Source organism: Deinococcus aerophilus (assembly GCF_014647075.1).
GTDB lineage: Bacteria > Deinococcota > Deinococci > Deinococcales > Deinococcaceae > Deinococcus > Deinococcus aerophilus.
This window is the reverse complement of sequence record NZ_BMOM01000009.1, coordinates 91,710-105,559: the sequence shown is the minus strand read 5'-3', so window position 1 is coordinate 105,559 and position 13,850 is coordinate 91,710. Positions and strand designations below refer to the sequence as shown.

Here is a 13,850-nt window from a genome sequence, read left to right as displayed (position 1 = left end):
TAGGCTGTGGTTCATGACTGGGGTGAAGTCGTAACAAGGTAACTGTACCGGAAGGTGCGGTTGGATCACCTCCTTTCTATAGGTCACATTTTTCAACACCAGATGCGTCTTCAAGCGCCCCGGAACTGTTATGGTTCCGGGGCGTTCTTCGTTTTTGTGTATCTACAGGCTGTTGCTGTGGAGCACCGGGTTCCACTTGGGGTTTATCTCTATCTGGACTTTGCTCATGGAGATGCTGTTCGCCGGAAGCTCAGCCTGCTTCTTCTGGTCCTTCCAGGCACAGTGTGGGATGGTCTGCTGCCCAATGAACGGGGCGCAGGCTTGCACCGAGCGGAAAGAGCTGGCTTCACGACTGCAGGTGATTCAGACCGTCTGCAGGCGGAAGCAACCATCAAGAGCTGGGTCCAGGAGCGTGCTTTGTTGCCTGTCCTGCGCTGCAGATGCCCCAAGTGGCCTGTTCCGTTCTGGATCCGCGGTGGCTCTCCGCTGCAGCCGGGTCACTGGTTGTAGTTGAAAGTGGAGGTACAGCCTCCGTCCACAGTGACGATGGAACCGGTCATGAAGGAACTCGCGTCTGAGGCCAGGAAGACCGCCACACGGGCCACCTCGTCCACGTGGGCCTGGCGGCCGAGGGGCTGGCGGGCGGCATTGCTCTCGCGCCGTTGCAGCGCCGCCGCTGCCTGCTCGGGACCCAGGCGGGCACGCTGACCGCCCATGTCGGTATCCACATAGCCCGGGCACACGGCATTCACGCGGACGCCACTGGGACCGTAATCCACCGCAAGCTGTCGGGTCAGGTTGACCAACCCGCCCTTGGAAGCGCAGTAGGCGGGTGCCTGGGGTGCGCCGATCAGACCGTAGGTGGAAGCGACGTTGACCATGCTGCCCCTCCGTTCCATCAGGTGGGGGAGGGCGTACTTGGCGCACAGAAAGGGACCGCGGAGATTGACCGCCATCACGCGGTCCCAGGCGTCGACCTCCAGTTCATGCAGGCGCTGTGCTCCTCCCGAGATGCCCGCATTGTTGATCAGAACGTCGAGACGGCCAAAGCTCGCTACCGTCCGCTCCAGCAGGGCGCTGACCTGTTCGGGGACCGAGACATCGCAGCCGATGAACAGGGCCGTTCCCCCCTCGGTACGGATGGTATGGGCCGTATCCTCTCCCGCCTCGTCCAGATCCGCAACGACCACCACTGCGCCCGCCTCAGCCAGCGCGCGTGCGGTGGCCCTGCCTATCCCGCCCCCAGCGCCCGTGACCAGAGCGACGCGGCCATCAAAATTCCCCAGTGTGGTGCTGCGGCCGTCTGCAGGATCAAGGGTCATAGGGCCTGACTGTAGCGCCCCGGTGCAGATCGGTGATCAGGGCAGTCATCCGGGTGATCTTCCCGCAGGCCTACCGCTGGACGGTGCCCGGCCGGTGCTCTGCCCTAAAGACTTGACCCGCATCAGAGGTTTTTCAACGTGCTGCCGCAGGTGCATCCCTGCCGGTCTTCCCGGTTGGCCGCGCGGAACGAACCCGGTGTCGTCTGTCTCAAAAAAACCCCCCGTCTGGGACGGAGTCTGGTGTGGCGGACATGTCTGCAAGTACTCCGCCCAGCGGTCGTAGGTGCGGGTCCTGCATGGTGCGCCACACCGCACAAAGTCCACGCTGGCACACCATCGCGTACTGGCGAATTCGGTCTGGACAGAGCAGTGAACGGCCCACCGCCTTCAAGCCCAATCCCTGGAGTGACAGGCCAGGCTGATTGGGTGGTCAACTGCCCAGCCCGCTCTGCTGGGGCAGCCCTCTACTTGAGCAGACTTTGACCCCGTGCGAAGGGAGGGTAACGCTTCTCAAGGTCTTAGAACATCGGTGTGATGGCCGGATGAAGGTTCCCATCCTGCCTACATGCCTGGAATCACATTGCCCTCGTATTGGATGGCAATGACCGCCGTACGCATGCAGAGCGGCATTTACGACCATCCAGTCGTTTCTATCCGAGGAGTTGCTATGCGGGACGTGTGCAGGCTTTGTAAGAACGCCTCAGCCAAGATCGGGAGATGGGCTGTGCCATCACACCGAGTGATGCCCACGCCACACCAAGACCGAGGTGAACCTTATTTACACGACGATTCGCAGCTTGACCCTCGCGGCCACCGGCCTGCTCGCGCTGAACCTGAGCGGCTGTGCCGGCACCCAGACGCCTCCTTCTACCGTGATTACCGCCGACGGCGGCACGGTGAGCGGCCCGGACGGCGCTACGGTGACGGTGCCGGCCGGCGCGCTGACGCGCCCCACCGCCATCGCCATCACCCGCGTCTCCGGCATGGCGCAGCCCAGCGGCGTGGACGCCGCTCCGGACAGCCCGGTCTACCAGATCGAGCCGCACGACGTGACCTTCAAAGAGGCGGTGACCATCCGGCTGCCGCTGCCCGCCGGCGTGACCAGCGCGACGGTGTACGCCGCCGAGGACGGTACCGGGTGGTATCCACACGCCGCAGTGATCAAGGACGGATACCTGGAACTGCAGCGCAACGGGTTTTCGTACTACTACTGGAAGTACACCTCCACCGCCGGCGCCCAGGCTCCCGGCGAATACAAAGATCACTTCATCTACAAGGCCACCCAGGGCATCACCGACACGCAGTTCGATCCCAAGAACGCCCAGAGCTCCAACTACGGCTACATCGAGTACACCTCGACCCAGGGCACCTGGACCGCGCGCCGCGGCGCCGCGGCCAGCGTGACCTTCTCGGCCTTTCGTACCCAAGACGGCATCCAGACGGCGCTGCCCGCGTGCGCCAACCCGAAGGTCATCGGCACGCACCGCGTCCCCGGCGGCCCCCGGGCGCTGCTGGGAAGCTTCGAGATGACGTCCGGGGCGAGCGGCAGTGAAGTCACCGTGCCGGTGGACACCAACGTCCTGGCGCTGGGCGACAACGAGCTGTACTTCGGGCTGAGCTGCGCCGTCAACTTCGACGCCCCCCCCTACGCGCAGATCGGCATCAAGGTCAACGCGACGGTGCTCGCGCCGCTGCGAACGGTGGGCGGCCGGGTCAGCGGGCTCGGCACTGGGCAGAGCGTGACCCTCTCGAACGGTGGGCGGACCCGCACGGTGGTGGGCACCGGCGCGTCCGGCGGCGACGCTTTTGCCTTTGACGCCCTGGAAAGCGGCGAAGCCTATGACGTGAGGATCAGCGCTTCTCCCGCCGGCTCCACCTGCGCGGTCACGAACGGCAGCGGCACGGTGGGCAGCACTGACGTCACCGGCGTGGCCGTCACGTGCGCGGCCAACCGCTATGCGGTGGGCGGCAGCGTCACCGGCCTGCCCCAGGGCCAGAGCGTAACGGTGTCCAACGCGGGTGTGAGCCAGAGTGTGGCGTCCAGCGGCGGCGCCGCCGCGTTCTCGTTTGCCGGCGTCGAGTTCGGCACGACCTACAACGTCACGGTCTCGAACGTGCCCGCCGGGTACACCTGCACAGTCACCGGCGGCAGCGGCACGGTGGGCGCGGGCAACGTCACCGGCGTGGCCGTCACCTGCGCGGCCAACCCCACCTACGCCATCGGCGGCACCGTTTCGGGCCTGGTCAGCGACCGCGTGAAGCTGCAACTCAATGGCGGGGAGACCGTGAGCGTGGGCAACGGCAGCTTCGCCTTCACCACCCGCCTGGAAGCCGGACAGACCTACACGGTGGCCCTGACGGACAGCGGCAACTCCAGCTGCACCCTGAGCGGCGCGGGCGGCACGGTGGGCGGCGCAGTGGGCGACATCACCGTGAGCTGCACGCCCGGGTCTTACACCATCGGCGGCACCGTCAGTGGCCTGAGTGGCGGGGTGTTCGACACGGCCGAGGTACAGCTCAACGGCGGCGAGACGCTGACGCTGCGCAACGGCGCGTTCGTTTTCCAAACCCGCGTCACCGACGGACAGCCTTACGCCGTGACCATCCCCAGCCAGGGGCAGTCCACCTGCACTGTGCAGGGCGGGAGCGGCACTGTGGCCGGCATGAACGTCAGCGTCAGCGTGAGTTGTGAGCAGCCGGCCGCCGGCGGTCCGTTTCACGTCACCGGCGCGGTCGACGGTTGGATGCCTGGCGAGGACTACACCCTGAGCCTCACGCTGAGCAGTCCCGACGCCGCTGGCGGCTCAGAAACCGTGGTGGTCGACGACACCACCTACACCAACTTCGCGTTCGGGACGGCCCTGAGCGCTGGCAGCACCTACACCATTACCCTCTCCAAGGCCGTCTCCAGCGACCCCGGCGCACCCAGCCTGACGTGCATGTCTCAGGCCGACGGCTCCAACACCGCCACGGCCGACATGTTCCTCAACGTCACCTGCTTCCCCCCGTTCTGAGGGGCACTTCTTCCTGACCGGCAGCCATACGGCCGCCGGTTTCCTCATGTCTCCTTTCATGGGGGATTGCTGCTGCAGGTGCCATCAGGAGGCCTCGCTGGTTGGTGGTAACGCAAGAGGTGTGAGTAAAAGCAGCCAGTGGACAAGATCGCGATCCGCCTGCGCGTATTGTTTGCGGAAAGCAGTGTCCAATCAGCTCATCCACGGGCGGCACCAAGGCAGGGGAACCCCCAGCCCGGGCGTACAAGCTGTGGATCAGGTGCTGGATTTGCCTCAGGCGGCGCAGTTCCATGCGCTGGCTCCCCTGCTTTATGAGGCTGGACTGTGTCATCTGTGGCCTGTCCTGTTTGTGGCCGTCAGCATCGTGCTGCGCCGTGGGGTGCAATTGCCGGTGGTAAGCAAAAACGTTGGGTCATGCCAAGGTGTCGATCACCCACGGTATCAACCGGCCTGTTCTGCCAAGCGAAGCCAGGGCCAAGGCCATCGGTCTGTTCGGTCCCGGGTCAGGCGGTCCCCACTACTGAGCTTCTCCAGGCACTGTTACAGACGAAGACCCCGGGAAGCTCAAGTGGCCTCGGGGTCTTCGTCTGCAAAAACTGTGCTGAACGGCTGTTTCGTGTGGCGCACCCTGTAGGACTCGAACCTACGACCGACCGCTTAGAAGGCGGTTGCTCTATCCAGCTGAGCTAAGGGTGCGTGCTGTAAAAGACAGAAAGCTCCCACACGGGGAGCTTCTGGAGCTGGAGCGGGATCACGGATTCGAACCGAGGCCAGAAGCTTGGAAGGCTGCTGTGCTACCACTACACCAATCCCGCCGGTGCCGCGCGCCGCTTCTGATGAATATCAGAAAATGATGGTCGAGGCGACTGGATTCGAACCAGCGACCCCTTGGTCCCAAACCAAGTGCGCTACCAGCCTGCGCTACGCCTCGAACCTGCGCGCGGACGGCACTATAGCAAATGTTGCGCCGCGAATGTCGAGTCCTGCCGGGTGGCGTATGCTGACGACCGAATGAGTGTGGCTCCGCGCATGAAAACCTACCTGCAGCTCGTAAAATTCGAGCACACCGTGTTCGCCCTGCCCTTCGCCTACGCGGGCATGTTGCTGGCCAGCATGCAGACCCAGGGCACCGGCTGGCCGGGGCTGGGGGTGGTGGTGTGGGTCACGGTGGCGATGGCGGCGGCGCGCACGGCGGCGATGGGAGCCAACCGGGTCATTGACCGCTTCATAGACGCGCGTAACCCACGCACGGCGGGCCGCGAGGTGCCGAGCGGCAAGGTCAGCCCCGCGCAGGCCTGGGCCCTCGTGGGAATCAGTCTGGTGGTTATGGCCTTTGCGGCGGCGCAGCTCAATCCGCTGTGCCTGGCCCTGCTGCCCCTGGCGGTGGTCTTCCTGATCGGCTACCCGTATACCAAGCGCTTTACCTGGCTGTGCCACGCGTGGCTGGGCGTGACCGATGGCGCGGCGGCGGCGGGAGGATGGATCGCCGTCACCGGGCACTTTGCCCCCGGCGCCTGGGTGCTGTGGGCGGTGGTGATCTTCTGGATGATCGGCCTGGACGTGATCTACGCCACCATGGACCGCGACTTCGACGTCAAGCACGGCATCAAGAGCATTCCGGCCCGGTTTGGCATCCGCCGCGCCCTGCGCATCGCGGCCGCCAGCCACGCGCTGACCTTCGCCCTGCTGCTGCTCGTGGGTGTGGTCACCGGGGCCAGCGGGTGGTATTACCTGGCCGCCGCCGCGATGGGCGTGATCCTGCTCTACGAGCACCGCATCGTCAACCCGGATGATCTGGCGCGCGTCAACGTGGCGTTTTTCGACGCCAACATGTGGCTGGCCCTGACCATGCTCGCGGGCGTGGTGGTGGACGTAACGTGGCGGACCCTGACCTGAATGCCCTGGCCCTGCAACTCATCCCGCTGGAGGCGGCGCAGGCCTTTGCGGACGGCGACGAGCGCCTGACCCTGACCCTGCTGGCCCGCACCCGGGACACGCAGCGGGCAGGCAGCGCCGAGTGGGCGGTGCTGGAGCGGCTGGTGGGGCTGGTGCTGATTCACGTGCTGCGCGAGGTGGAGGGCACCTTTGCCCTGGAGCGCGCAGACGCCATTCTCGATTCCCTGGAACAGGCGCGGCCCACGCTGGGCCTGCTGGAAGCCCGGCTGGACCGGCCCCGGCTCGGATAGAGTGGCCGCAATGTCCGCCTGCGTGCCCATCCGACCACGTGTGTCCCGTTGCCTGGACTGGGGTCCCCGATGACCCTGGAGAGTTCCGAGCGTGATTTTGCCGCGCAATTCGGAGCCTTTGCGGCCGAGGGCCTGCTGTACCCGCAGCGCGAGGGCAGTCCGCTGCTCGAGTTCACTGCGGGGGGCCGGGTGCTTTACCTGTTCGATCGCCTGGGTCCGTATGCCGTGCAGCCGGGTGCGGCGCGGGTGGTGGTCCACGGAATTCTGGAACACGCCGAGGTGCTGGAGCCACAGGAAGACCCGACCGAGGCCCTGACCGTCATCGGCGTCTCTGCCGCCGAGGGTTGTGGGCGGGTTCTGCAGGCCGGGCGCAACACCTGGGTGGTACAGGCGCGGTTGCCCCTGGTTCTGTCGGCCTTCGAACCCCTGCCGGCCGCCCGGGTGGGCGAGTGGGTGGCCTTCCGGACGGCGCCTCCCCTTCATGGATTCATCGTGGTCTAGAGGGGTGGGGGTGAAGGCCCCCTCCAGTGAACTTGGGCGGACCGTCTGTGAAATTTTCTGCACTCCAAAACTAAGACAACCTTCATAATGCAAGGGTCTTCATGACCCAGCTTCTTCTGCCGCTGCCCAGCCATCCTCCTGACCCCATCTCGGTGTGTCTGGTCACGGTTGACGTGTCGGGCAGCACCCAGCTGGTCCGCACGCTGCCGCTGAACCACTACATGGCACTGATGACCGAGTTCGTGCAGGTCATGATCCTGAGTTTTGAGGCGCGGGGAGGGCAGGTCCTGCAGCATCAGGGGGACGCCGTGCTGGCCTACTGGACGGCGCAGGACACCGCGCAGGCCTGTGCGGCGGCGCTGGACGCCCATGACCGTGCGGCCCGGCTGGGGCTGGCCGGCATGCTGGGCGTGGCGCTGCGCGTCCGGGTGGGTCTGGCGGTAGGGGACGTGCTCACCGGCGTGGTGGGCGGGCAGCACAGCGCCTACGGCCTGCCCGTGAACTATGCCCGGCGGCTGTGCGACGCCGCGCGGCCCGGAGAGACGCTTGCCTGCCCCGATGTGGCCCCGCTGGTGGGCCGGGCCGTGGGCGTGGAGGTTCATCGTCCGCTGAATCTGCCGGGTTTCGGGCCGGAGTGCCGGACCTTCCGCCTCACACAGCTGCAGAATACGGCGCTGGACCACCGGGCCCTGCCGCTGTCCATATGAAAGCCGATTAAGCACCGCGCCCTGATTCTCATGAGAGCCGTCCCTAGACTGGCGGTATGGAACGCAAGCCTCTGGTACTCGTCATCGAGGATGAGAAAGACATCGCTCGATTTATTGAACTTGAACTCGCCGCCGAAGGATATGCCACCGAGGTCGCCTTCGACGGCGTAACCGGCCTGTCCAAATTCCGTGAAGTCAACCCCGATCTGGTGATTCTCGACCTGATGCTGCCCGTGCTCGACGGCCTGGAGGTGGCGCGGCGCATCCGCAAGACCAGCAACACGCCCATCATCATCCTGACCGCCAAGGACGGCATCCAGGACAAGGTCGAGGGCCTGGACAGCGGCGCGGACGATTACCTGATCAAGCCGTTTTCCATCGAGGAACTGCTTGCCCGCGTGCGCGCCCACCTGCGCCGCGTCAACCCGGCCGTGACCGGCGAGGTGCGGGTCGCCGATCTGGTGATGAACCTCGACGGGCGCGAGATCTTCCGGGGAGGCCGGCGTGTGGAACTGTCGGCCAAGGAATTCGAACTGCTGGAACTGCTCGCCCGCAACCCCGGCAAGGTGTTCTCGCGCTTCGAGATCGAGGAGAAGGTCTGGCCCGAGTACACCGGCGGCAGCAACGTGGTGGACGTGTACATTGGGTACCTGCGCCGCAAGCTGGAGGAGGGTGGTGAACGCCGCCTCATTCATACCGTGCGCGGCGTGGGCTACGTGCTGCGCGAGGAATAAAGCGGGCACCGGCCCCCCTTTGCCTTTTCCTCATTCAGCTCCCTCTCTCTGAGGCGGCCCTCATGGTGTCCCGGCTACACTACCGGGCGTGAGGGCCTGTTCCTTTTTTCCGGTCTGCCGCCGGGTGCGGCCATGACGCTGCGCTGGCGGCTGACGCTGTTCTATACGGCGCTGCTGGCGGCGCTGCTGACGGCGGTGGGCGTGACCACGCTGGTGATCATGCGCGGCAACCTGATCGCCAGCGTGAACAGCGATCTCAGCGACGCCTACGGCCGCTTTACCCAGGTGTTGCCCTCGCTGGGGCTCGATCCGAGCAACCAGGTGAACCGGGACGGTGCCGGAGACCTGCGCAGTGTCCGCTACCAGTTTCCCAACTACGCCATTCAGATCGAGCTGCTGCCGTTCTACGTCGACGGTCAGGTGGGGCTGGTGGACCGGCTGGCGGGCGCCACCTCGGGTCCGCAACGCCAGCAGCTGTTCGATGAGATGAAGTTTCAGCGTTTGGGCAGCCGCGACTCGTCTGGCATTGACCGCGCGGCCCCCATCGAGCTGTCCGAGGAACAATTAACAGAACTGATTCGCTCGCCGGGCGGGCAACTGCTGCTCAACCTGCACGTCAAGGAGGCCTTCCGCGAGCAGCCCACGCTGATGCGGGTGCTTGTGCGGCTCGCCCCCCTGGCGGTGCAGCCGGCGGTGCTCGGGCTGCCCGGCAGCAACGAGGTGCTGAGCATCGTGTACGTGGGGCGCAGCCTGGAGGAGATCCAGCGGACCCTGACCAACCTGCAAAACGTCATCCTGCTGCTGTTCCTGGCCGGGCTGGTGACGGCGGGCACCGGCGCCTACCTGCTTGCCGGTCAGGCGCTGCGGCCCCTGCAGCAGGTGCAGCGCGCCGCCGAGGGCATCGGCGGACAGAACCTGACCGAGCGGGTGCCCGAGCCGAGCACCGGCGACGAGGTGCAGGCGCTGGCCGGAGCGCTGAACAGCATGCTGGGCCGTCTGGAGGCCAGCTTCGAGGCCCAGCGGCGCTTTACCAGCGACGCCAGCCACGAACTGCGCACACCGGTCACGGCCATCAGCGGGCACGCCAGCTACCTGCTGCGGCGCACCAATCCCGACGAGCAGCAGCGCGAGAGCCTCAAGATCATCCGCAGCGAGTCCGAGCGGCTGACCAACCTGATTGCCAGCCTGTTGCAGCTGGCCCGTTCGGACAGCGGCGCGCTGGTCCTGACCCGCGAGCCGATTCTCTCCGAGCTGTTTCTGGACGAGATTGCCCGCGAGCTGATGCCACTGGCACGCGCCCAGAAAACCACCCTGACGGTGGGCGGACAGGAAGTTGCCTTCGAGGGCGACGCCGACCGCCTCAAGCAGGTCATCATCAACCTGGTGAGCAACGCGCTCAAGGCGGGGGCCGGCACCATCACCCTGCTCAGCCAGCCCGAGGAGAACGGCGAGCAGGTGCGCCTGAGCGTGCGTGACGACGGCCCCGGCATTCCGCCCGACCAGCTTGAGCGGCTCTTTGACCGCTTCTACCGCCTGGAAGACAGCCGCAGCCGTGATCAGGGAGGCGCTGGCCTGGGCCTGAGCATCGCGCGCAGCATCGTGGAGGCCCACGGGGGGCGCATCTGGCTGGAAAGCACCCTGGGCCGGGGGACCTCAGCCCACGTTCAGCTGCCCGTGGGCAATGTGCCTGTGCTGGATGAGGAGGACGTGCCGTGACCAGCACAGAGGGAAGTGAAGGGACCGCAGTGTTCCGTGGTCCCGTCTGGGTTGCCCGGTAGCTTTACCCCAGCATCAGTGCGTGCAGCTCCTCCATCAGCGCCTCGCCCTCGTCGGTGGTGCGGGCAACCACGAAAATGGTGTCTTCTCCCGCAATGGTGCCCACGATGTCGTCGCGGCGCAGGCGGTCAAGCAGCAGGGCGACCCCCGAAGCGTGGCCCTCGGCAGTGCGGACAACCAGGATGTTCTCACCCCGGTCCACATCGTGGACAAAGTTCTGGAACAGCCGGGCCAGTTCGTCATGCACGTCGCTGTGGCCGGTGGTCTGAGACAGGGCGTACCGGTGCCGGCCCTTGCCCACCGGCACCCGCACCAGCCGCAGTTCGTTGATGTCGCGGCTGACGGTGGCCTGGGTCACCTGAATGGCTTCCCGGCGCAGGAACTCGACCAGCTCACCCTGCGTCGAGACGCTCTCGCGGGCGATGATGTCCTGAATTCGTTTCTGGCGCTGTTCCTTGCTGAGCTTTCCGGGCACGCCGCTCACTGTATGCAGCTGGGATGAATAATGCAATCGGGCAGAGGGGGGGAAGGTCCGCGGCGGGTAAACCGGGCGCACCCCCGGCCCCGTCAGGAGGAGGCAGCCCCACGCATCAGCCGGGCGGCCTCGTCCAGCAGACGCCGGGCCACCTCGCGCTTGCTGGTGCGCGGCCAGTCCTCGTGCGAGCCGTCGGCCCGGACCAGCGTGACCTGATTGTCATCGCCGCCGAAGGCCGTGCCCGCCTGGGTGGGGTAGTTCAGCAGAATGAAGTCGGCGTTCTTGCGCTGGGCCTTGAGGGCGGCCCGTTCCACCCCCGCGTGGGTTTCCATCGCGAAGCCGACCAGCACGCGGCTGCCCTTGTTCGTGCCCAGTTCAGCGAGGATGTCGGGGTTGGGGGTCAGATGAAGGCTGACGTCGCCCGCGACCTTGGCCTGCTTCTCGTGCTGCTGCTCGGCGGCGCGGTAGTCGGCCACGGCGGCGGTCATGACCACAAGGTCGGCGTCCTGGGCGGCAGCAAGCACCGCGCCGCGCAGCTCCAGCGCCGATTCGATCCTGACCACCCGCATTCCAGACGGATCGGGAAGGTTCACGGGGCCCGTCACCAGCGTGACTCGCGCACCCCGGTCGCGCGCCTCCTGGGCCACCGCGAAGCCCATCTTGCCGCTGCTGGGGTTGCTGATGTAGCGCACCGGGTCCAGGTACTCGCGCGTCGGCCCGGCAGAGACGACCACCTGCAGGCCCTCCAGGTCACGCGGCCCGGTGGGCTGAAGCAGCTTCAGGGCGGCGGCGGCGATGGTTTCCGGCTCGGCCATGCGCCCCAGACCCGCTCCCTCACCGCGCGTGCCGAAGGCTCCGACCTCCGGCCCGAGGAAGTGGTGGCCCCAGTCCTTGAGCCGCTGCACGTTGGCCTGAACCGCCGGGCTGTGCCACATCGCCGCGTTCATGGCCGGCACCCACAGCACCGGACCGCGCACGCTGAGCAGGGTCGCGAGCGCGAGATCGCCGGCATGTCCTCCTGCCGCGCCGGCCAGCAGCTCGGCCGACGCGCCCACGACCACCGCGGCGTCCGCACGGGCCAGCGTGAGGTGCAGGGCGTCGGGGCGGGGCGAGAACCACGCCTCGTCGGTGCCCACCGGGCCGTCGGCAGCGGTGGACAGGCTCAGCTCGGTGATGAAGTGTAGAGCCGCCCGAGTGGCGATCACGTTGACCCGCACGCCGTCCTTACGCAGCCGCCGCAGCACCGAGGGCGCCTTCACGGCGGCCATGCTGCCTCCCACGATCACCAGCACGGTTGCCGGGTTCTCTGTCATCTTCGTTGCCGCCGCATCTGCCATCACCCCCGGAGTCTAGCGGGGCAGCCCCGTCCTGGGCCTTCTGAACAGCCCGGTAACCGCTCTGGCGCTCCTAAGCGGGGTTCCCGCCTCTGCCAGGGGACCGGGCATGACAAGACCTTCACCCGACCTTGACATCACTTTTGAAATACGATTACACTCTATAAAAATTAGACAACTAAGTAAGATGCCGGCAGGGAGGACGGGTGCAACGCGGGCAAGGTGAGGCAGGTTCGGCATACAGCGGCAGCGGGCCATTTCTCGGCGCATCAACGCAATCTGTGCTGACCCAGACGGTCGGCTCCGGAGGAACCATGACGACAGCACCCGTCCCGAACAAGGTCCACCCCGTCGATGAAGTTCTGCCCGTCCAGAACATGATCGCCTTCGGCCTGCAGCACGTTCTGAGCATGTATGCCGGAATCGTGGCGGTGCCGCTGATCCTGGCAACGGCGCTGGGGCTGGAGGGCGACGCTCTGGTCCGCATCATCGGCGCGAGCTTTTTCATGTGCGGCGTCGCCACGCTGATCCAGACCCTTGGGTTCGCGGGCTTCGGGGCCAAACTGCCCATCGTCCAGGGCACCACCTTTGCGGCGGTGGCCACCATGATCGCCATCGGCAAGGCCTATGGGTTGCCGGGCATCTACGGCGCGGTGATCGCCGGGGGCGTGCTCACCGTGCTGCTCGCGCCGTACTTTTCCAGGCTGCTGCGCTTCTTTCCGCCGGTGGTGGCCGGAACCGTGATCCTGATGATCGGCGTTTCGCTGATGCCCGTGGCCATCCGCTGGGCCGGGGGCGGCGTACCCGGCACGCCCACCTTCGGCGCCCCGGCCAACCTGGGGCTGGCGCTGCTGACCATGGTGACCGTGCTGCTGCTCACCCGCTTTGGCGCGGGCTTCCTGAGCCGGGTGGCCGTGCTGCTGGGTCTGGTCATCGGCACCGTCGTGGCCGCTGTGCTGGGGCTGGCGGATTTCTCCGGCGTCGCCACCGCCGCGTGGTTTGGCTTCAGCGCACCCTTTCACTTCGGCACGCCCACCTTCAACCTCGTTTCGGTGCTGTCCATGCTGCTGGTGATGCTGGTGGTCATGGTGGAGACCACCGCCGACATCCTGGCCATTGGAGAAGTCACCGGGAAGAAAGTGGATGCGGGCGTCGTGGCCCGGGGCCTGCGCGCCGACGGCCTGTCCACCGCGCTGGGCGGCCTGTTCAACGCCTTTCCCTTCACCGCCTTTGCCCAGAATGTCGGGCTGGTGCGCTTTACCGGCATCAAGAGCCGCTTCGTGGTGGCGGGGGCGGGCATCATCCTGATGCTGCTGGGCTTTTTGCCCAAGCTGAGCGCGCTGGTCTCGGCCATTCCGCTGCCCGTGCTGGGCGGCGCGGGGCTGGTGCTGTTCGGCACGGTGGCCGCCGCCGGGGTGCAAACCCTGTCCAAGGTCGACATGAACGACACCCGCAACCTGATCATCGTGGCCGTCAGCGTGGCCCTGGGCGTGATTCCCTCCACCGTGCCCACCCTGTACGAGAAGCTGCCCGAACAGGCCCAGCTCTTCCTGGACAGCGGCATCACCTCGGCCGCGCTGGCCGCCATCCTCCTGAACGTTCTGTTCAACATCGTTGGCCACAACACGCCGCATCCGTCCTCGCTGGCGGTCTCGGCCGGCCACGCGCCGGAACCCGGCGACCTGCACTGAGCTGGTGTGCGTCACGGGCGCGAAGAGGGCCTCCGGTCCACAGCGGCCGGGGGTTGCCTTGTGGCCGGCCTGTGTCGGGGAGGCGAGATCGCTGGGCGGGGCTGCTGCCC

The 13,850-nt window shown here is 66.5% G+C and carries 11 protein-coding genes, 3 tRNA genes and 1 rRNA gene; 9 read left to right on the top strand and 6 right to left on the bottom strand.

Annotation, left to right across the window (positions count from 1 at the left end):
• Positions 1 to 76 (top strand): 16S ribosomal RNA (locus tag IEY21_RS07905); the annotation flags it as partial.
• A gap of 421 nt (positions 77 to 497) precedes the next feature.
• On the opposite strand, the gene IEY21_RS07900 is transcribed toward IEY21_RS07905, so the two are convergent.
• On the bottom strand, positions 498 to 1,322 hold the full coding sequence (locus tag IEY21_RS07900) for an SDR family NAD(P)-dependent oxidoreductase (protein ID WP_188903117.1): 825 nt from the start codon (positions 1,320 to 1,322) through the stop codon (positions 498 to 500).
• Between the two features lie 767 nt (positions 1,323 to 2,089).
• Between IEY21_RS07900 and IEY21_RS07895 the strand changes: the two genes are divergently transcribed.
• Positions 2,090 to 4,336: a hypothetical protein gene (locus IEY21_RS07895; protein WP_188903115.1), complete on the top strand. Its 2,247-nt coding sequence runs from the start codon at positions 2,090 to 2,092 to the stop codon at positions 4,334 to 4,336.
• A gap of 619 nt (positions 4,337 to 4,955) precedes the next feature.
• Here IEY21_RS07895 and IEY21_RS07890 read toward each other — a convergent pair.
• The 3 genes from IEY21_RS07890 to IEY21_RS07880 form a co-directional block, all read right to left on the bottom strand.
• A tRNA-Arg gene (locus tag IEY21_RS07890) sits at positions 4,956 to 5,032 on the bottom strand.
• A 45-nt stretch (positions 5,033 to 5,077) separates the two neighbouring features.
• Positions 5,078 to 5,151, bottom strand: a tRNA-Gly gene (locus IEY21_RS07885).
• Between the two features lie 39 nt (positions 5,152 to 5,190).
• Positions 5,191 to 5,267 (bottom strand) — tRNA-Pro (locus tag IEY21_RS07880).
• 80 nt (positions 5,268 to 5,347) lie between these two features.
• On the opposite strand from IEY21_RS07880, the gene mqnP reads away from it, so the two are divergent.
• From mqnP to IEY21_RS07850, 6 genes are all read left to right on the top strand, one after another.
• On the top strand, positions 5,348 to 6,232 hold the full coding sequence (gene mqnP / locus IEY21_RS07875; protein ID WP_188903113.1) for a menaquinone biosynthesis prenyltransferase MqnP: 885 nt from the start codon (positions 5,348 to 5,350) through the stop codon (positions 6,230 to 6,232).
• Positions 6,214 to 6,522: a hypothetical protein gene (locus IEY21_RS07870; RefSeq protein WP_188903111.1), complete on the top strand. Its 309-nt coding sequence runs from the start codon at positions 6,214 to 6,216 to the stop codon at positions 6,520 to 6,522. The genes mqnP and IEY21_RS07870 overlap by 19 nt, the downstream gene beginning before the upstream one ends.
• A 69-nt stretch (positions 6,523 to 6,591) precedes the next feature.
• The gene (locus tag IEY21_RS07865) at positions 6,592 to 7,023 is read left to right on the top strand and encodes a hypothetical protein (protein ID WP_188903109.1); all 432 of its coding nucleotides are present in this window, start codon (positions 6,592 to 6,594) and stop codon (positions 7,021 to 7,023) included.
• A 101-nt stretch (positions 7,024 to 7,124) separates the two neighbouring features.
• Positions 7,125 to 7,730: an adenylate/guanylate cyclase domain-containing protein gene (locus tag IEY21_RS07860; RefSeq protein WP_188903107.1), complete on the top strand. Its 606-nt coding sequence runs from the start codon at positions 7,125 to 7,127 to the stop codon at positions 7,728 to 7,730.
• A gap of 56 nt (positions 7,731 to 7,786) precedes the next feature.
• A complete protein-coding gene (locus IEY21_RS07855) occupies positions 7,787 to 8,464 on the top strand; it encodes a response regulator transcription factor (protein WP_010887388.1) in 678 nt (225 codons plus the stop codon).
• 132 nt (positions 8,465 to 8,596) lie between these two features.
• Positions 8,597 to 10,180: a sensor histidine kinase gene (locus tag IEY21_RS07850; protein ID WP_188903105.1), complete on the top strand. Its 1,584-nt coding sequence runs from the start codon at positions 8,597 to 8,599 to the stop codon at positions 10,178 to 10,180.
• A 64-nt stretch (positions 10,181 to 10,244) separates the two neighbouring features.
• Here IEY21_RS07850 and argR read toward each other — a convergent pair whose 3' ends face one another.
• Positions 10,245 to 10,715 carry an arginine repressor gene (gene argR, locus IEY21_RS07845; protein ID WP_188903102.1) on the bottom strand — a complete coding sequence of 157 codons (471 nt, stop codon included), beginning with the start codon at positions 10,713 to 10,715 and terminating at the stop codon, positions 10,245 to 10,247.
• Positions 10,716 to 10,807: 92 nt separating this feature from the next.
• On the bottom strand, positions 10,808 to 12,052 hold the full coding sequence (gene coaBC / locus IEY21_RS07840) for a bifunctional phosphopantothenoylcysteine decarboxylase/phosphopantothenate--cysteine ligase CoaBC (protein ID WP_229752968.1): 1,245 nt from the start codon (positions 12,050 to 12,052) through the stop codon (positions 10,808 to 10,810).
• Positions 12,053 to 12,363: 311 nt separating this feature from the next.
• Between coaBC and IEY21_RS07835 the strand changes: the two genes are divergently transcribed.
• Positions 12,364 to 13,740, top strand: coding sequence for a nucleobase:cation symporter-2 family protein (locus IEY21_RS07835; protein ID WP_188903100.1), 1,377 nt, complete (start codon positions 12,364 to 12,366; stop codon positions 13,738 to 13,740).
• Positions 13,741 to 13,850: the final 110 nt, after the last annotated feature.